The 18,425-nt window shown below is 67.7% G+C and carries 19 protein-coding genes; 18 read left to right on the forward strand and 1 reads right to left on the reverse strand.

The window, feature by feature from the left end; all coding sequences use genetic code 11:
- Positions 1 to 8: 8 nt before the first annotated feature.
- The 4 genes from J0J10_RS04930 to J0J10_RS04945 all read left to right on the forward strand — a co-directional run bounded on the left by J0J10_RS04930 (position 9) and on the right by J0J10_RS04945 (position 6,475).
- Entirely contained in the window at positions 9 to 2,210 is a 2,202-nt protein-coding gene (locus tag J0J10_RS04930; RefSeq protein ID WP_291645521.1) for an ABC transporter permease, read from the forward strand.
- Between the two features lie 14 nt (positions 2,211 to 2,224).
- Positions 2,225 to 3,292, forward strand: coding sequence for an ABC transporter ATP-binding protein (locus tag J0J10_RS04935; RefSeq protein WP_291645522.1), 1,068 nt, complete (start codon positions 2,225 to 2,227; stop codon positions 3,290 to 3,292).
- 157 nt (positions 3,293 to 3,449) lie between these two features.
- A complete protein-coding gene (locus J0J10_RS04940) occupies positions 3,450 to 5,165 on the forward strand; it encodes a Na/Pi cotransporter family protein (protein WP_291645523.1) in 1,716 nt (571 codons plus the stop codon).
- A gap of 104 nt (positions 5,166 to 5,269) precedes the next feature.
- The gene (locus J0J10_RS04945) at positions 5,270 to 6,475 is read left to right on the forward strand and encodes an MFS transporter (protein WP_291645524.1); all 1,206 of its coding nucleotides are present in this window, start codon (positions 5,270 to 5,272) and stop codon (positions 6,473 to 6,475) included.
- Positions 6,476 to 6,571: 96 nt separating this feature from the next.
- Here the strand turns inward: J0J10_RS04945 and J0J10_RS04950 are convergent, their stop codons facing one another.
- Positions 6,572 to 6,802, reverse strand: coding sequence for a DUF2934 domain-containing protein (locus J0J10_RS04950; RefSeq protein ID WP_291645525.1), 231 nt, complete (start codon positions 6,800 to 6,802; stop codon positions 6,572 to 6,574).
- Between the two features lie 251 nt (positions 6,803 to 7,053).
- Between J0J10_RS04950 and J0J10_RS04955 the strand changes: the two genes are divergently transcribed.
- The 14 genes from J0J10_RS04955 (at position 7,054) to J0J10_RS05020 (ending at position 18,398) form a co-directional block, all read left to right on the forward strand.
- Positions 7,054 to 7,506: a c-type cytochrome gene (locus J0J10_RS04955; protein WP_291634747.1), complete on the forward strand. Its 453-nt coding sequence runs from the start codon at positions 7,054 to 7,056 to the stop codon at positions 7,504 to 7,506.
- Positions 7,507 to 7,528: 22 nt separating this feature from the next.
- Complete coding sequence (locus J0J10_RS04960) at positions 7,529 to 8,893, forward strand: cbb3-type cytochrome c oxidase subunit I (protein WP_291645526.1); 1,365 nt, start codon at positions 7,529 to 7,531, stop codon at positions 8,891 to 8,893.
- Between the two features lie 69 nt (positions 8,894 to 8,962).
- Positions 8,963 to 9,781 (forward strand): AAA family ATPase, encoded by an 819-nt coding sequence (locus J0J10_RS04965; RefSeq protein ID WP_465247158.1) that lies wholly within the window; start codon positions 8,963 to 8,965, stop codon positions 9,779 to 9,781.
- 9 nt (positions 9,782 to 9,790) lie between these two features.
- A complete protein-coding gene (locus J0J10_RS04970) occupies positions 9,791 to 11,686 on the forward strand; it encodes a nitric oxide reductase activation protein NorD (RefSeq protein ID WP_291645528.1) in 1,896 nt (631 codons plus the stop codon).
- A gap of 11 nt (positions 11,687 to 11,697) precedes the next feature.
- The gene (locus J0J10_RS04975) at positions 11,698 to 11,853 is read left to right on the forward strand and encodes a hypothetical protein (protein WP_184231634.1); all 156 of its coding nucleotides are present in this window, start codon (positions 11,698 to 11,700) and stop codon (positions 11,851 to 11,853) included.
- 105 nt (positions 11,854 to 11,958) lie between these two features.
- The gene (locus J0J10_RS04980; protein ID WP_291634757.1) at positions 11,959 to 12,255 is read left to right on the forward strand and encodes a DUF2249 domain-containing protein; all 297 of its coding nucleotides are present in this window, start codon (positions 11,959 to 11,961) and stop codon (positions 12,253 to 12,255) included.
- 132 nt (positions 12,256 to 12,387) lie between these two features.
- Positions 12,388 to 13,785 (forward strand): hypothetical protein, encoded by a 1,398-nt coding sequence (locus J0J10_RS04985; protein WP_291645529.1) that lies wholly within the window; start codon positions 12,388 to 12,390, stop codon positions 13,783 to 13,785.
- Positions 13,748 to 14,290, forward strand: coding sequence for a DUF2249 domain-containing protein (locus tag J0J10_RS04990; protein WP_291645530.1), 543 nt, complete (start codon positions 13,748 to 13,750; stop codon positions 14,288 to 14,290). The genes J0J10_RS04985 and J0J10_RS04990 overlap by 38 nt, the downstream gene beginning before the upstream one ends.
- Positions 14,290 to 14,574: a metal-sulfur cluster assembly factor gene (locus tag J0J10_RS04995; protein ID WP_291645531.1), complete on the forward strand. Its 285-nt coding sequence runs from the start codon at positions 14,290 to 14,292 to the stop codon at positions 14,572 to 14,574. Before J0J10_RS04990 ends, J0J10_RS04995 begins: the two co-directional genes overlap by 1 nt.
- Positions 14,575 to 14,699: 125 nt before the next feature.
- Entirely contained in the window at positions 14,700 to 15,830 is a 1,131-nt protein-coding gene (gene nirK / locus J0J10_RS05000) for a copper-containing nitrite reductase (protein ID WP_291645532.1), read from the forward strand.
- A gap of 62 nt (positions 15,831 to 15,892) precedes the next feature.
- Positions 15,893 to 16,780 carry an SUMF1/EgtB/PvdO family nonheme iron enzyme gene (locus J0J10_RS05005; RefSeq protein ID WP_291645533.1) on the forward strand — a complete coding sequence of 296 codons (888 nt, stop codon included), beginning with the start codon at positions 15,893 to 15,895 and terminating at the stop codon, positions 16,778 to 16,780.
- Complete coding sequence (locus J0J10_RS05010; protein ID WP_291645534.1) at positions 16,777 to 17,328, forward strand: cytochrome c oxidase subunit 3 family protein; 552 nt, start codon at positions 16,777 to 16,779, stop codon at positions 17,326 to 17,328. The genes J0J10_RS05005 and J0J10_RS05010 overlap by 4 nt, the downstream gene beginning before the upstream one ends.
- Position 17,329: 1 nt before the next feature.
- Positions 17,330 to 17,593 (forward strand): hypothetical protein, encoded by a 264-nt coding sequence (locus tag J0J10_RS05015; protein ID WP_291645535.1) that lies wholly within the window; start codon positions 17,330 to 17,332, stop codon positions 17,591 to 17,593.
- A 112-nt stretch (positions 17,594 to 17,705) separates the two neighbouring features.
- Positions 17,706 to 18,398 (forward strand): Crp/Fnr family transcriptional regulator, encoded by a 693-nt coding sequence (locus tag J0J10_RS05020; RefSeq protein WP_291634773.1) that lies wholly within the window; start codon positions 17,706 to 17,708, stop codon positions 18,396 to 18,398.
- The last annotated feature ends 27 nt before the right edge of the window (positions 18,399 to 18,425 follow it).

Below are 18,425 nucleotides of genomic sequence, written 5' to 3' on the forward strand. Positions count from 1 at the left end.
TGAAGACGATGCGTTCCGCGACCCGGCTCGCGCTGCTGGTCGGCTGGCTCGGCTATGCGCTCATCCCCTGGTATCTTGCCGAGGGGATGAGCCTGACCGGATCCGGCTGGCTCGCAGGCTACCCATTCGGCAAGGCCGGAACCGCACTGGCGCTGGCGCTTTCAGGCGCCGCGCCCTGGCTGTTGCCGATCGGCCTGGTCCTGCTCGTCGCGACTCTGCTGAGCGGCAGGGAGTCGTCCCCCGCCACGGGGAAGATCCTGGCCTGGGCCGGTTTCGCCGGTCTCGTCCTCTTCTTCGCCCAGGGCTTCGCCGTCACGCTGAAGGGCCAGGGCATTCCCTGGCTCGCGGCCTTGCTGGGCGGTGCCGGCACCGCCCAGCCCGGGATGGGCTTCGGCGCCTTCCTGACCGTGCTGTCGCTGCTGCTGCTGCTCTGCCACGGCCTGGCCTATCGCGGGGTCTGCCGCGGCGATCTGTTCACGACCTCCTCGATCGGCATCGTCGTACTGCTGATCAGCCTGTTCATCTTCCTGCCGGTGGCGACGATCCTGCAGAGCGCGCTCGTCGATTCCGACGGGGCGCTGGCGCTCGCCGATTTCGGCGAACGCTTCCTCAGCCCCAGCATCTGGGGGCTCGGCTGCCTCACCGCCAACACCAATTGCGGCGTCGCATGGAACACGCTGATCCTGGCGGTGCTGACCGGCATCATCACCACCCTGCTCGGCCTCGCCTGCGCGCTCCTGATCCTGCGCACCGGCATGCCCGGCAAGCGGGCCATGCGCCTGCTCACCGTGCTGCCGATCATCACGCCGCCCTTCGTCATCGGTCTCGCGCTGATCCTGCTCTTCGGCCGCTCCGGCCTGGTCTCGACGGTGCTGTTCGAGTGGTTTGGCATCCCGCGCTCGCGCTGGATCTACGGCCTGCCGGGCGTGCTTCTGGCGCAGGTGCTCGCCTTCGCACCGATCGCCTTCCTGGTCCTGATCGGCGTGGTGCAAGGCATCGCGCCCAGCCTGGAAGAGGCCTCGCAGACGCTCGGCGCCAAGCGCTGGACGACGTTCCGCACCGTGACCTGGCCATTGCTGCGGCCCGGCCTCGCCAACTCGTTCCTGCTCGGCTTCGTCGAGAGCATGGCCGATTTCGGCAACCCGCTGGTACTCGGCGGCAATTTCGAGGTGCTTTCGACCAAGATCTTCTTTGCCGTCGTCGGCGCCGCGCATAACCAGGGCCAGGCGGCGGTACTCGCCATCGTGCTGCTCGGTTTCACGCTCGCCGCCTTCTGGGCACAGCAGCGCTGGCTCGGCAGCAAGTCCTACACGACCGTCACCGGCAAGGGCGATTCCGGCCTGCCGACCCCCTTGCCGCGACGCATCACCTGGATCGCCGCGCTGGTGATCGTGCCCTGGGTGGCGCTGACCGCGATCATCTACATCGTCATCCTGATGGGCGGCTTCGTGAAGACGATGGGGCGCGACTACACCCCGACGCTGCAGCACTACATCACCGGCTTCTCGGTCGATCTCAGCCGCGGCCTGCATTTCGACGGCTCGGCCTGGCCATCCTTCTTCACCACGCTGAAGCTGGCGGCGATCTCGGCGCCGCTGACGGCGCTGGTCGGCCTGCTGACGGCCTATCTGCTGACGCGCCAGCGCTTCGCAGGCCGCGGCGCGCTCGAATTCGCGACCATGCTGAGCTTCGCCATTCCCGGCACTGTTCTCGGCGTCGCCTATATCCTCGCCTTCAACGTGCCGCCGGTCGAGATCACCGGCACCGGCCTGATCCTCGTCATCGCCTTCGTCTTCCGCAACATGCCGGTCGGCGTGCGCTCCGGCATCGCCGGCCTCTCGCAGATCGACAAGAGCCTGGACGAGGCTTCGGCCACGCTCTCGGCCCGCAGCTTCACCACGCTCTGGCGGGTCGTGCTGCCCCTGCTGCGCCCGGCCCTCGTCGCGGCCTTGGTCTACAGCTTCGTGCGCAGCATGACGACGGTCAGCGCCGTGATCTTCCTGGTTTCGGCCGAGTACAACCTCGCCACCGCCTATATCGTCGGGCGGGTCGAGGCCGGCGAGTTCGGGCTGGCGATCGCCTATTCCTCAGTGCTGATCGTGGTCATGGCCATCGGCATCAGCCTGATCCAACTCGGCGTCGGCGAGCGCAAGCTCGGCCGCCGCAGCGCGCCAGCCCTCGCGACCTCGGCCGCCGAGCCAGTCAAGTAAGGATCCGTACTGCGATGACCAGGCAGGGCCCCGCCTCCGTCGAATTCCGCAATGTCAGCATGCGCTATGGCGCGGTCACGGCCGTCGACAATGTCAGCTTCGACATCGAGGCGGGCAAGCTGGTGACGCTGCTCGGCCCTTCCGGCTGCGGCAAGACCACGACGCTGCGGATGATCGCCGGGCTCGAGATCGCCAGCGCAGGCCAGATCCTGATCGGCGGCAAGGACGTCACCAAGCTCTCGGCGGCCGACCGCGACGTCAGCATGGTGTTCCAGTCCTATGCGCTCTTTCCGCATATGAACGTGCTGGAGAACGCCGCCTATGGCCCGATCGTGAAGGGCCTGCCGAAGGAAAAGGCGCGCGAGATGGCGCTGGAGAAGCTCGCCTTGGTCGGCCTCAAGGGCTTCGAGAAGCGCCTGCCGTCGGAATTGTCGGGCGGGCAGCAGCAGCGCGTCGCGGTCGCCCGCGCGCTGGTGCTGGAGCCGCAGGTGCTGCTCTTCGACGAGCCGCTCTCCAATCTCGACGCCAAGCTGCGCCGGCGCGTGCGCGAGGAAATCCGCGAGCTGCAGCAAAACCTCAACCTGACCGTCGCCTATGTCACCCACGACCAGGAGGAGGCGCTCGCCGTCTCCGACCGGATCATCGTGATGTCGAACGCCAGGATCGCCCAGGAAGGTGCACCGCGGGAGCTCTACGAACAGCCGGTCAACGCCTTCGTCGCCGACTTCATCGGCGACGCCAATCTGCTCGACGTCACGATCCGCTCGGTCGCCGGGGACACCGCGGAGACGGCGCTCGGCCCTGCGATCCTGTCGCTGCCGGCGCGCGGCCTGCCTCCCGGCCCCGCCCGGATCGCGATTCGCCCCGAGAGCCTTCTTATCGACGGCCCGGCGGCCGGCGCTTCGCTACCCGGCACGGTGCGCAAATGCACCTATCTCGGCAACCATCAGGACATCATGGTCGCCACCGAGCTCGGCGAGCTTTTCGTCGTCCGCCACGGTACCCATGGCATGCTGGCGCCGGGCACGCCGGTGACGCTCGGTTTCGCCGGATCAGGCGTCACCCTGATCCCGCCCGCCTGACCTGGCACGAAGAATCACGATTCTCAGATCGGTGATTTCTGCCGCAATATCAGCATGTTTGGCGTGCATAGGCGGTAAGCTGGCTAATGAAAATCTCAAGAATCCGGGCTATGCTGCGGCCCTGAGTCGATAGAATCTCGGAAAGACCCTCTGCACGATGAACCCAAGCGACAACGCCACCACCATTCTCATCCACCTTGCCGGCGGCGTCGCGCTGCTGATCTGGGCGGTGCGGCTGGTGCGAACGGGGGCGATGCGCGCCTTCGGCGTCTCGCTGCGACAGGCACTGCAGAGCTTCACCCGCAATCGCTTCGCCGCCTTCGGCAGCGGCATCGCCGTCACCATGGTCTTGCAGAGCTCGACGGCGACGACCCTCCTCGTTTCCTCTTTCGCCGGCCGCGACCTCATCGTCCCGGCCATGGCACTGGCGGTATTGCTCGGCGCCAATCTCGGCACGGCGCTCGCCGCCTTCGTCATCTCGATGGACCTCGGCTGGGTCTGGGGCGTGTGCGTCGCGCTCGGCGTCGCGCTCTATCTCGGCCATGAAGCGATGGACCGGGCCCGCAATATCGGGCGCATCCTCGTCGGAATCGGGCTGATCCTGCTGTCGCTGATCGAGCTCAACGCCGCCGCCGCCCCACTGGCCCAGTCGCCGACGTTCCGCACCGTGCTCGGCGCGCTCGCCGGCGAGCCGCTGCTGGCGATCCTGGTCGCCGTCGCGGCGACCTGGCTGACCCATTCGAGCATCGCGATCATCCTGCTGATCGCGACATTCGCGGCCTCCGGCCTGTTTCCGCCGGCGACGGCGGTCGCGCTCGTGCTCGGCGCCAATCTCGGCAATGCGCTCATCCCGGTGCTCAACCAGCTCGGCGCGCCGGCCGCACAACGCCGTGCCGCCATCGGCAACCTCCTGACTCGGCTGATCCTCGTCGCCGTCCTGCTGCCCTTCGCCAAGCCGCTCTCGGCCTGGCTGCAGGCCCTGCCCGGACAGGACCCGCGCCTCGCCATCGAGTTCCATGTCGCGCTCAACCTGGTCGGCGCGCTGATCTTCCTGCCCTTCGTCGGACCGATTTCGGCTCTCGTCGCGCGCTTCATGCCGGGCCAGAAGGCGACCGACGCGGTCGTCAAGCCGCGTCATCTCGATCCGAGCGTGCTCGACAGTCCGACCGAGGCGCTGGCCGGCGCGATGCGCGAGGCGCTCAGCCTCGGCGACCGCGTCGAGGCCATGCTGCACGACACCATGGAGATGATCGGCAAGGACGAGCTCAAGCTCTCGCGCGCCATCGCCCAGGCGGATGACGGCGTCGACGCCATCCATGAATCGATCAAGCTCTATCTGGTGAAGGTCTCGCGCAACGAGTTGAGCGAGGCCGAGAGCCGCCGGCTGGTCGAGATCATCACGCTGATCACCAATCTCGAGCATATCGGCGACATCATCGACAAGAATCTGCGCGAGCTCGGCGAGAAGAAGATCCGCAAGCGCTACGCCTTCTCGCCGGAAGGCCTCGCCGAGATCCGCGATTTCCACCAGCGCGTCGCCTCCGGGCTGCGCCTCGCGCTCAACGTCTTCGCGACCCGCGACGTCGCGCTGGCGCGCCAGCTCTTCGCCGAGAAGGCGCCGATGCGCGACGCCGAGCGCCACGCCGCCGAGAGCCATTTCGAGCGCCTGCGCAGCGGCCGGCCGGAATCGATCGAGACCAGCGCGATCCATCTCGACATCATCCGCGACCTCAAGCGCATCCATGGCCACGCGGTGGCGATCGGCTATCCGATCCTGGAAAGCGCCAATGCACTGCGCGAGAGCCGGCTCAAGGCTGATGAAGAGTCGAAGTCGGAGGTCAAGCTGGCGGCAGCGCCACAACCGGGCCGCTAAAATCGGCCTGCGGACGCGATTTCGGCTTTGGCGCCATGGTCGCCATGCGCCGGATGCAGCGCCCGCCAATTGACGTAACGACCGCCCGCCGCCAAGCCTGCGCCATGACCTCGATCCCGCTGAATGTTCGCGCCGCCCGCCCACTGATGCCGATGCTGGCGGCGCTCAGCATGGCGCATCTGCTCAACGACTTGATCCAGTCGATGATCCCGGCGCTCTACCCTCTGATCAAGGAGGCGTATCAGCTCGACTTCGCGCGGATCGGCCTGATCACGCTGGCCTTCCAGGTGACTTCGTCGCTGCTCCAGCCGGTGCTCGGCTACATCACCGACCGCAGGCCCTGGCCCTATGCGATGGTGGCGGGAATGGGCTCGACCCTGCTCGGCCTGCTCGGGCTCTCCTTCGCGGTCAGCTACGAGATGGTGCTGGTCTCGGCGGGACTGGTCGGGCTCGGCTCGGCGGTGTTCCACCCGGAAGCCACGCGGATGGCCCGTCACGCCGCCGCCGGCCGCCAGGGCTTCGCTCAGGGCGTCTTCCAGATCGGCGGCCATACCGGCTACGCGATCGGCCCGTTGCTGGCCGCTGCCATCGTCGTGCCCCGGGGGCAGCAAAGCCTTGCCTGGTTCTCGGTGGTCGCCCTGGCTGCGATGGTGCTGATGGCCTGGACCGGCGCGCGCTATGCCGCGATGCGGCGCGACCAGGCGGCGGCGAGCAAGGACAAGCCGCCCGAGCCGGCTCCCGCACGGCTCCCGCGCGCCCATATCGCGCTGGCGATGACCATGCTGATCATCATCCTGTTCTCGAAGAACGCCTACACGGCGGGCTTCACCTCCTACTACACCTTCTACCTGATCGAGCGCTTCGGGATCAGCCTGCAGCTCTCGCAGATCATGCTGTTCCTCTATCTCGTGGTCGGTGCGGTGGGGGTGATCGTCGGCGGCATGATCGGCGACCGGATCGGCCGCGACCGGGTGATCTGGATCTCGATCCTGGGCTCGCTGCCCTTCGCCCTGATGCTGCCCTATGCCGATCTGTTCTGGACCGGCGTGCTCAGCATCCTGATCAGCCTGATCATGGCCAGCGCCTTCTCGGCGATCCTGATCTACGCGATCGATCTCGTGCCGCACAGGGTCGGACTGGTCGGCGGCCTGTTCTACGGGCTCGCCTTCGGCCTCGGCGGTATCGCCGCAGCCGGCATCGGCGCGCTTGCCGACCAGATCGGCATCATCGCGGTCTTCAAGCTCTGCTCGTGGCTACCGGCCGTCGGCCTGCTGGCCTTCCTGCTGCCGCGCATGCCGAACGCGTCCTGAGTTAAGCGCCGCGCGAGCGCGCGCAACGCCGGGGCTTACCTGCGCTCCAGCACTTTCGCTCCAGGACTTGCCTTCGCCTCGCCTGGCGGCCAGCTGCTACTGCGTCTGACGCCGGGGCGTAGCGTCTTTCGGCGCAGCGTGCCGGCCGCCCGAAGCCTCCATCTGCCGATCCGAGACTTCGGCCTCGTCGTTGCGATGGCGAAAGTTCCAGATCTCCTTGGCTCTCTCCCAGTGCTCGCGATCGCGGCCCTCGGGTTGCCCTTCTTCCATCCAGAGCCGGTAGGCGATCTTGCGAATCTCCCGCTGCGCATTGCCGACATCGGCCATGTCGTCCTCCTTGGCTTGCCACTGCAGGTCTGGGACAACGCTTGGCCGGCCGCATGGTTCCCGGCCGGAAGCGCCCGTTCGAGAACGGGCCGCCGCCGCCCACCACCACCTTCCTGTTTGCCAATGCGCAAACAAGCCCGGAGGGCGACCCGCTATCGCTACGCCGCTCCCTTCCACGACGGGACGGGGAGCGCGGCACCGGCCTTCGCCGGTCAGCCGTCGCAACGGCTATTCAGCGGAAGGGGAAATGCATGGCCGAACGTCTGACAAAGGCGGGGGCGCGAAACGTCTTCTATGGCGGCTCGATCTTCTTCTTCGCCATCTTCGTCGGCCTCACGGCCCATAGCCACTGGTTCATCCGGACCCAGTCGACCGATGAAGCGACGCTGACCCCGGCGGTCGCCCGCGGCAAGCATGTCTGGGAGCGCAACTCCTGCATCAACTGCCACACGCTGCTCGGCGAAGGCGCCTATTTCGCGCCGGAGCTCGGCAATGTCTGGAAGCGCTATGGCGGCGACAAGGACCATGCCGGCGCCCGCGAGAGCCTGAAGGCCTGGATGGCTGCGCAGCCGAGCGGGATCGAGGGCCGGCGGCAGATGCCGCAGTTCAACCTCACCGATCAAGAGCTGAACGATCTCGCCGATTTCCTGGAATGGACGAGCCGGATCAAGACCCAGAACTGGCCGCCCAACGATGCCGGTTGAGACAGCGCGACAGGAGAGAGCCATGAGTGGCTACAACACAACGAGATACAAGACCCAAAGCGTCGCGATGCTCTACTTCTACGGCGCGCTGACGCTGTTCGTCGCGCAGGTGGCGTTCGGAACCCTGGCCGGGCTGATCTACGTCCTGCCCAATACGCTGTCCGAGCTCCTGCCCTTCAGCATCGTACGCATGATCCACACCAACGCGCTGGTGGTCTGGCTGCTGCTCGGCTTCATGGGCGCGACCTATTACCTGCTGCCCGAGGAGGCGCAGACCGAGCTCTACAGTACCAAGCTCGCGGTCATCCAGTTCTGGCTGTTCTTCATCGCGGCGGCGGTCGCGGTGGTCGGCTATCTCTTCCGCATCCATGAGGGCCGCGAATTCCTCGAGCAGCCCTTCGCGATCAAGGTCGGCATCGTCGTGGTGGTGCTGATCTTCCTGTTCAACATCACCATGACCTCGCTGAAGGGCCGCAAGACCACCGTCACCAACATCCTGCTTTTCGGCCTGTGGGGCCTGGCGATCTTCTTCCTGTTCGCCTTCTACAACCCGATCAACCTCGCGCTCGACAAGATGTATTGGTGGTACGTCATCCACCTTTGGGTGGAAGGCGTCTGGGAGCTGATCATGGCCTCGGTCCTGGCCTTCCTGATGATCAAGCTCAACGGCGTCGACCGCGAGGTGGTCGAGAAGTGGCTCTATGTCATCGTCGGCCTCGCCCTGTTCTCCGGCATCCTCGGCACCGGCCACCACTATTACTGGATCGGCGCGCCCGGATACTGGCAGTGGATCGGCTCGCTGTTCTCGACGCTCGAGGTCGCGCCCTTCTTCACCATGGTGCTTTTCACCGTCCACATGACCTGGAAGGCCGGCCGTAACCACCCCAACCGCGCAGCGCTGCTCTGGTCGATCGGCTGCTCGGTGATGGCCTTCATCGGCGCCGGCATCTGGGGCTTCCTGAACACGCTGTCCTTCACCAACTACTACACCCACGGCACCCAGCTCACCGCCGCCCATGGCCACCTCGCCTTCTTCGGCGCCTATGTGATGCTGAATCTCGCGGTGATGGCCTACGCCATTCCCGAGCTGAAGAACCGGGCGCCTTACAACCAGTGGCTCTCGATCGTGAGCTTCTGGCTGATGGTGCCGGCGATGATGGTGATGACCTTCGCCCTGACCTTCGCCGGCGTGGTGCAGACCCATCTCCAGCGCGTGCTCGGTCAGTCCTACATGGAGGTCCAGGACCAGCTCGGCCTGTTCTACTGGGTCCGGCTCGGCTCCGGGATCGTCGTGGTGATCGCCGCGCTGATGTTCGCCTGGGCGGTGCTCGTGCCCGGCCGCGAGCGCGAGCCCGAAGCCTTCGGCCTCGCCCAGCCGGCGGAATGACGCCCCGGCCCGCCGGCTCTGGCCGGCGGGCCCTCGCCCACAGCTTTCCCAGGGACTTGCCCGATGAACATGATCTCGCCCCCGCCGCTCGCGGCACCGCCCGCCGACGGCTACGACATCCCCGCCTACAGCGCCTCCGGCAATGAACGTGCCCTGTTCGAGACGGCCTGGGAGAAGCGGCTGCCGCTGCTGCTCAAGGGGCCGACCGGCTCGGGCAAGACCCGCTTCGTCAGCCATATGGCGGCGAGCCTCGGCCTGCCGCTCTTCACCGTGGCCTGCCATGACGACCTCTCGGCCGCCGACCTGACCGGACGGCATCTGCTCAAGGGCGGCGAGACCGTCTGGGTCGACGGGCCGCTGACCCGCGCCGTGCGCGAGGGCGGGCTGTGCTATCTCGACGAGATCGTCGAGGCCCGCAAGGACGTCGCCGTCGTGCTGCATCCGCTGACCGACGACCGGCGCATCCTGCCGCTGGAGCGCACCGGCGAGCTGCTCACGGCCCCACCTGCCTTCATGCTCGCGGTCTCCTACAACCCCGGCTACCAGAATCTCCTGAAGAACCTGAAGCCCTCGACCCGGCAGCGCTTCGTCTCGATCAGCTTCGACTTCCTGCCGCGCGACAAGGAGATCGCCGTGGTCGCGCAGGAAAGCGGGCTCGACGACAGCGCGGTGGCGCCGCTCGTCGACCTTGCCCGGCGGCTGCGCAGCCTGAAGGGTCAGGACATCGAGGAAGGCGTCTCGACCCGCCTGATCGTCTATGCCGCGAGCCTGATCGCAGCCGGCCTGCCGCGACGGGAAGCGGTGATGGCGGCGATCATCGAGCCGCTGACTGACGAGCCCGAAGTGCGCGCCGGCCTCGTCGAGGTCGCCCGTGCGGTTCTCGGCTAGGAGAGCGCCATGCTGGACTTCCTCGAGCTCGAGGAAACCGTCGGGCGCTTCTGGCACAAGCTGGTCGGCGACACCGGCAGCCTGGCGCATCACCCGCAGGCGGCGGTGAGCCTGGCCGCGATGGCGCCGGCGCTCGCCGTCTGCTTCCGTGGTTTCGGCGGCGAATCCGGGGTCAGGATCGTCCCCGCCCGCGAGCGCGTCGCGACCCACCGGCTCAATCTGCGCCAGCGCGTCGGCCTCGGCGAGGAACGCCTGGCCCAGGCGCTGCGCGCCTCCGACAGCCTGCAACTGCCGGCAGAGATCGCCATCTTCCCCGAGGCCGCCCTGAACCGCGATCTCTATGTCTGGCTAACCGCCTGCATGGCACGGATGACGCCGCGCGCCGTCACGGAGACCGATCCGCTGCGGCGCGACCTCGCCCTGATTGCCGCAGCGAGCCGACTGGTCGGCGATGTGCTGGCGACTTTCCCCGGGCTCGCTCCGGTTTATCGACGGCTCGCCACGGCGACGCTGGAAACCCGCCGACGCGCCGGCCTGCCGGCGACCGAAGCCCGGGTCGAAGCGCTGATCGGCGCTCTGCTGCAGGGCGAGGACATCGCCATCGAGGCCGGGGACTGGCCGGCGAAGGCACCGCCCGGCTACCTGCCGGCGCTCGACGTCGCGCTCTGGCCGCTCGCCAGCGCCAGCAAGCTGGCGCGTTCGCGCCGCAATGACGAGGACAGGCCGCTTCCGGGCACTCCGCCCGCTGCAGCCGAGGAGATGAAGACCTATGCCGCCAGCCGCGACGAGACGGCGGAAGCCTGGAGCGAGCGCAGCCCCTTCATCCTGAACCGCTTTGAGAAGATTCTGGCGATGTCGGAGATGGTTGCTGTCGACCGCCCTTCCGACGACAGCGACGAGCACGACCCTGAGGCGGCCGACGAGCTCGACGACATGGTGCTGAGCGAGCGCAAGGGCCGTCCGGCCTCGCGCTTCCGCTTCGACCTCGACCTGCCGCCCGAAGCCATGGACGAGACGGTGCTGGCCGGGCCTCTGACCTATCCGGAATGGGATTTTCGCAGCGCCAGCTATCGCGAGGACTATTGCCGCGTCCTGTCGGCCATCGCCGGGCGGGAACTCGCTCCCCCCGCCCCCGATCCGGCGACGCAGGCGCTGGTCCGGCAGGTGCGCCGCCAGTTCGAGGCCTTGCGCCCCCTGCGCGAGCCGCAGCGCGGCCAGATCGACGGGCCGGATCTCGATCTCGACGCGGTGGTGCGTCGCCAGGCCGACCTCGCCGCCGGCGGGCCCGGCAGCGACCGCATCCATATCGCGAGCCGCCCGCAGGCGCATGATCTCGCCGTGACGACCTTGATGGACGTCTCGCTCTCGACCGATTCCTGGTTCGACGATCTGCGCGTGCTCGATGTCGAGAAGCAGGCGCTCACCGTCTTCGCCCATGGCCTCGCCGCCTGCGGCGACCGGCACGAGATCCTGACCTTCACCTCGCGCCGGCGCGACTGGGTGCGGATCGAGACGCTGAAGCGCTTCGACGAAGCTATGGGACCGGCGGTTGAAGCGCGCATCGCCGCATTGAAACCGGGCTACTACACCCGCATCGGCGCGGCGATCCGCCATGCCGGGGCCGGGCTCAAGGCCCGCCCCGACCGCCGCAAGCTGCTGCTGGTTCTGACCGACGGCAAGCCCAACGACATCGACCATTACGAGGGCCGCTTCGCCATGGAGGACACCCGCATGGCGGTGATCGAGGCACGCCGCGCCGGCATCTGCGTCTTCGCCGTGACGGTCGACCGCGAGTCGCGCGCCTACATCCCCTATCTGTTCGGCCGCAACGGCCATGCCGTGGTCTCGAAGCTGGAGCGCCTGCCGACCGCCCTGCCCGCGATCTACCGCGCGCTGGCAGCCTGAGGAGCCCTGTCATGACCGATGCCCAGATGGGTCTCGCCGTCGCCACGCCCGCCATCATCGTGATGGCGCTGCTGCTCTATCGCATGGGCGTGCTCCAGAAGGGCGGCGTCACTGCTGCGGTGCTGATGTCGCTCGCCATCGCGACCATGCTGTTTCTCGAACAATGAGGCGGTTGCCTGCGCGCTGTTTGAGATTCGACAAATTGCCGCAGGCGCAGCGCCGCTAGGCTCGTCAGGCTCCCCGCATTTTCGGGGTCTACCGGAGCCGACACCATGACGACAATGCCGCTCGAACCCCTCGACGTCCGCATGATCCCGCCGGTCGTTCGCCATGCGACGATCTTCGGAATCCTCGAACGCCTGCCGCCCGGCGAGAGCTTCAGCATCGTCAACGATCATGATCCCGCGCCGCTGCGCCGGCAGATCGAGGCGCGCTATCCCGGCACCTATAGCTGGTCCTACATCGTGCAGGGGCCTGAGATCTGGCAGGTCGAGATCGGTCATGCCGGGGCCAATGAGGCCGATTGCGGCGGCCATGACGAAGGCCAGGCCTGCACCTGCGGCCACTGATGCCCGCCCGGTTGCCGCGCCGGACCAGACGCTGACTGGCGATCCATTTTCTGTCTCGCAGCATCGGATCCCTCCGGAAAGCCGAATCCACTTTCCGGTCCGATGCTCCTGCTTCGCTCGGGAGACCCGGCCATGCCGATGGCGTCGCTGTCCCGCTGGACGATGAGCTATTTCGCGGCCGCCCTCGGCTTCCTGCTGGCGGCCGAGCTTCTCGTCATCGCCGGCATCGGCTATCCCGGCGCCGGGCTCCTCGAACCCGCGACCCTCGTGGTCGTCCATGTCGTGGCGATCGGCTGGCTCAGCCTCGCCATGGCCGGCGCGCTGCTTCAGTTCGTTCCTGTGCTGGTCGCGCGCCCCCTCGCCTTTCCGGGGCTCGCCCTCCCGGCCCTGCTCTCGCTTCTATCCGGGCTCCTTTTGCTCTGCGCCGGTTTCGCCAGCCTCGCCGGCTGGACCGACTGGCCGGTGGCGCTGATGCCGCTGGCCGCCCTGGCGCTGCTCGGCGGTTTCCTGCTGCTGGGGCTGATGCTCGTCGCGACATTGCTGAGCGCGAGGCCGGTGACGCTGTTCGCACGCTTCGTCCTGATCGGGCTCGGCTGCCTGCTCGTCACCGTTATCAGCGGTGCGACCTTCGCCGCCATCCTCTCCGGCCGCGGCGACTGGCTTGGAGAGATCGCCCTCCTGCCCGCCGGCCTGCCCTTCCATGCCCTGCTTGGCTTCGGCGGCTGGCTCGGACTGATCGCCTTCGGCGTCAGCTACCGGCTCCTCGTCATGTTCCTGATGGCGCCGGAGCCGCCGGCCCGGCAGGTTCGCCTCGTTTTGATCTTCGGCGGCCTCGGTCTCGGCCTCGCGCTCGCCGGGCTGCTCGCCCCGCTTGCGGATGTAGGGCTCGGGGCCGGCTTCGCCGTGGCGCCGCTCGGAGCGCTGGCGCTCGCAAGTGCCTTCTATGGCCGCGATATTCTCGTCCTCTATCGCGCGCGCCGGCGCAAAGCGCTCGAGATCAACATGCTGGCGAGCATTCCGGCCTTCGCGGCGCTCGGCATCGGGCTGCCGCTTCTGCCCGTCGTGACCGCGGCGGACGCACCGGAGAGCTGGCTCGCAGCATCGGTCTTCCTCCTGGTTTTCGGCTGGCTCGGCGGACTGACCCTGGCGCAGCTCATGAAGATCGTCTCCTTCATGACCTGGCTCGAAACCTATGCCTCGCGACTCGGGCGCGGACCGGCGCCGCGGGTCGGCGATCTCGTCGCCATGCCCCGCTCCGGGCTCTGGTTCATGCTCTACTATGCCGGCGTCGCGCTCGGGACAGTCGCGCTCGCCGCCGGGCTCGCCACCGCCTTCAGATATGCCATGCTGCCGGCCCTGATCGGGACCGCCGGCATCGCCTGCGAGCTGATGAGGGTGCGGCGCTTGTCCGAAATCAAGGCCGAGCAACGGCCGCCCTTCCATGAATTCCCGCGGCTGCTGCTGGCACGCGCCGAGGAAAGGAGACAACCTCATGCCGACGACCGAACCGCTGCAAATCCGCGAGCTTGACGTCAGGCCGGCGCTGCGTGCCGGCGAGGAGCCGTTCCAGGCGATCATGGACGCCGTCAGCACGCTGGCGCCCGGCCAGTCGCTGCGCCTGATCGCACCGTTCCGGCCAGTGCCGCTGTTTTCGGTGATGGCCAATCGCGGCTTCGCCGCGAGCGACCGCGCCATCGGCAATGGCGACTGGGAGGTTACCTTCTCGCCGGTTGCGGCGGAGCAGGACGACAGGGCGGGCCTCGCCGTCGGCAGCAGCCCCTCGGCCGTATCCTGGGGAACCCCGATCGAGGAGCTCGATCTGCGCGATCTCGATCCGCCGGAGCCGATGGTCCGAATCCTGGAAGCGCTGGAGGATCTGCAGGCCGGCGACGTGCTGTTCGCCCTGCTGGTGCGCGAGCCGGTGTTCCTGTTCCCGGAGCTGGCGAAGCGCCAGCATGAATGGGCCGGCAATTTCGACGAATCGGGCGCGACCTATCGCCTGCTGGTCCGCCATGGCGGCGGGAGCACGCACTGATGAGCGCCCCGCTGGAACGTCTGGTCGAGATCGCCCTGCGCGACGTGCTCGACCCCGAGATGGGCCGCAGCGTCGTCGATCTCGGCCTGATCTACGCCATCGCCTCGACGCCCGAAGGCAAGGTCGCCATCACCATGACGACGACCACGCGCGGCTGTCCCCTCGCCGGCTTCCTCAAGGAGGCTGTCGCAGTGGCAGCCGGCGCCATAAGCGGGGTCACCTCCGTCGAGGTCGCGCTGACCTACGAACCTGCCTGGGAACCGGCGATGATCGCCGCCGAATGACCCCGACGATCATGCGTCAGGCGCATGATCGTCAAAAATGTTGCGCTGCGACAAAGAGCGATTCAGCCCTGTTCCTAAAGTCTTCTCAACCGGTCGGTGTCCGGCCGTTGGCAAGGAGACAAGCCATGGGCGAAGAGTTCAAACTGACCCGCCGCAGCATGCTGGCGGGAGCGGCGGCCACCGGGGCGATCGTCCAGGCTGCGACTTCCACTCCGGCGCAGGCCCAGGGCGTGATGACCAAGGCGAGCGCTACCGACGTAGCCAAGCTGCCGCGCGTCAAGCCGAAGCTGGTCGATCCCCCGTTCGTCCACGCGCATGAGCAGATCGCCACCGGCGGTCCGAAGCTCGTCGAGTTCGAGATGACGATCCATGAGAAGAAGATCGTCCTGGACGACGCCGGCACCGAGACCTTCGCCTTCACCTTCAACGGCACCGTCCCCGGCCCGCTGATGGTCGTGCATGAAGGCGACTATGTCGAGCTGACGCTGATCAACGCCGAAACCAACGAGCTGATGCACAATATCGACTTCCATTCGTCGACAGGTGCGCTCGGCGGCGGCGGACTGACCGAGGTCAACCCGGGCGAGAAGGTCGTGCTGCGCTGGAAGGCCACCCGGCCGGGCGTCTTCGTCTACCACTGCGCCCCTCCGGGCATGGTCCCCTGGCACGTCACTGCCGGCATGAACGGCGCCATCATGGTGCTGCCGCGCGACGGGTTGAAGGACCATCAGGGCAAGGCGCTGAAATACGACAAGGTCTACTATGTCGGCGAGCAGGACTTCTATGTGCCTCGCGACGAGAAGGGCAACTTCAAGCGCTATGCCAGCGTCGGCGAGTCGCATGACGACGTCGTCAAGGCGATGCGTACCCTGACCCCGACCCATGTCGTCTTCAACGGCAAGGTCGGCGCCCTGACCGGCAAGGCGGCCCTGACCGCCAAGGTTGGCGAGACCGTGCTGATCGTCCATTCGCAGGCCAATCGCGACACCCGCCCGCATCTGATCGGCGGCCATGGCGACTATGTCTGGGCGACCGGCAAGTTCCGCAACCCGCCGGAGCGCGACCTTGAGACCTGGTTCATCCCCGGCGGCTGCGCGGGAGCAGCGCTCTACACCTTCCTGCAGCCGGGCATCTACGCCTATGTCAACCACAACCTGATCGAGGCCTTCGAGCTCGGCGCCGCCGGACATTTCAAGGTCGAGGGCGAGTGGAATGACGATCTGATGAAGCAGATCATCGCGCCCGCCGGCATCTGACCGGCCATGCCTCCCCGCCTCGTGCGGGGAGGCGCTCTTTCTTTCGGCGACAGGAGGCGATGATGGCCACGACGCTGCGCATGGGACTTCCGGTGCTGACGACCTCGCTCGGACTCCTGTTCATGGCAGGAGCGGCCACGCTGCTGTTGACGGCGCAGCCACGGCCCTCCGTCCCGCTGGTGCCGCTGCCCCAGACGGCGATCGTGCCGCCGATGACGATGATGCACAGGCTCGACGGCGAATATCTGCGCGTCGGGCGGCCGGTCGATGCGCCGCGCGTCGCTGTCACGCTCGACAAGCCGCTGGTGATCATGCGCTACCAGGTCACCGTCGCCGACTATACGCGCTGCGTCGCGGCCGGAGCCTGCAAGCGACTGGACGGCAAGGCAGCGCGCGGCGACCTGCCGGCGACCGGCGTCAGCCATGGCGACGCCAGCGACTATGCCGCCTGGCTGTCGGCTTCGACGGGGCTGAGATGGCGGCTGCCGACAGATCGGGAATGGGCTCACGCGGCCGGCACGCGCTTCATCGACGATGCGCGTGGCTTCGACGGCGACAACGCCAATCCCGCCTTGCGCTGGCTCGCCGACTATGACCGCGAGAGCGCCCGCAAGCAGGCGAGCGATCCTGCGCCGCGGCCGGTCGGCAGCTTCGGCGCCAATGAGCACGGCGTCCACGACATGGCCGGCAATGTCTGGGAATGGACCCAGAGCTGCCTGCGCCGCGTCTCGCTCGACGCCGCCGGCAAGACGACCGGCGAGACCACGAATTGCGGAGCCTATGTGGTCGAGGGCCAGCACCGCGCCGTGATGACCTCGTTCATCCGCAATCCCAAGAGCGGCGGCTGCTCGGTCGGCACCCCGCCGGACAATCTCGGCTTCCGCCTGGTCAAGGAGCAGCGCTGGCAGGACCGGGTTCCGGCCGGGCTGCGCAGGCTGCTGCCGGCATGAACGCACACACTCCGCCGGCCAGCCTCACCGTGGGCCAGCCGACCAGCGAAGGCGGCATGGAGCTCCTGCTCTGGATCCTGATCTGGAGCGAGTTCGCCGTCTTCGGCGCGTTTCTCGTCGCCTTCCTGATCCTCGGGCTGATCGATCCGCCGGCACTGGCAAAGCTGCATGGCGCACTCGACCTGCCGCTCGCCGGCGCCGCCACGGCGATACTGCTCACCAGCGGCTTCTTCGCCGCCCGCGCCGCCTTCGGCCGTCGGCCGCGCTGGAACCTGGTCGCCGCCGCGCTCGGCGGACTCGGCTTCGTCGCGCTCAAGCTCGTCGCCTATAGTCACGAGATCCCCGCCATCACCGCCGTGGAGAGCCGCCTCGTCGAGCTCTATTTCCTGATCACCGGCTTCCATCTCGCCCATGTGCTCTTCGTCGCGCTGATCATGCTCGCCATCGCCTGGCGGCCGACGCCGCGCCGGACCGGGACCATTGCCGCCATCTGGCACGCGATCGACCTGGTCTGGCTCCTGATCCTGCCCATTATCTATCTGGGGTGAGATGTCGTCCCTTCGCGATCTGCCGCTCCCCATCGTGCTCGGCGCCCTGCTTCTGGCGACCGGGCTCGGCCTGCTCGCCAGCCTGCACCTTGCGCCGCTGCCGCGCGGGCTCGCCATCGCCGCATTGAGCCTGGTCAAGGCGGCGCTCCTCGTGATCGGCTTCATGCGGCTGCAGCAGGAAAGCCGGGTGCTCGCCGGAGCGCTCATCGGCTATGCGGCTCTGCTCTGCGCCCTGGCAGGTCTGCGGATCGCCCTTTCCGCGTAGCGCGCGGGCTTGAATGCTGGCAATGTTTGCGCTCAAATCCGGCGCCGCCGGCCGGGTCCGGCGGCTTTGTCGCGGGCGAGATGTCCGGCCCGCCAAAAGGAAAGACGATACCGTGGGAATGGACCGCAGCGTCCTGCGCAGCATTCCGCTGTTCGCGACGATGGGCGACGAACAGCTCGACCGCATGACGGCGCAGGCGAATGCACGCCGGGTCCCTCAGGGCGAATCCGTCTTCGAGCAGGGCGACCCGGCCAAGGCCTTCTACCTCCTGCTGCACGGCCGGCTGAAGGTCACGCAAGTCACCCGCGATGGCCAGCAGATCATCGTGCGCGTTGTCCATCCCGGCGACCTGTTCGGCTTCACCCGGGCCCTCGGCCGCCCCGACTATCCGGGCACGGCGACGGCGGCGGTCGACAGTCTGGTCGCGAGCTGGCCGACCGAGTCCTGGGACGGTTTCGTCGAGAACAATCCGCAGCTCGCGATGAGCGCGATCCGCACGATCGGCCAGCGCCTCGACGAGGCCCATACCCGCATCCGCGAAATGTCGACCGAGGAGGTCGAGCGCCGCGTCGCCCATGCGGTGCTGCGACTGGTCGAGCAGGCCGGTATGCGTGTCGAGACCGGGATGCGCGTCGACTTCCCGATCTCGCGCCGCGACATCGCCGAAATGACCGGCACGACGCTGCATACCGTCTCGCGCATTCTCAGTGCCTGGGAGACGCAAGGGCTGGTCGAGGGCGGACGCCAGCGGCTGGTGGTCTGCGATGCCGCCGCCCTCACCCGACTGGCCGAGAACGCCGAATAGCGCACCGCCGGAGCGGTACGCCATTCG

The organism is Allobosea sp., from assembly GCF_017308075.1.
Taxonomy (GTDB): Bacteria; Pseudomonadota; Alphaproteobacteria; order Rhizobiales; family Beijerinckiaceae; genus Allobosea.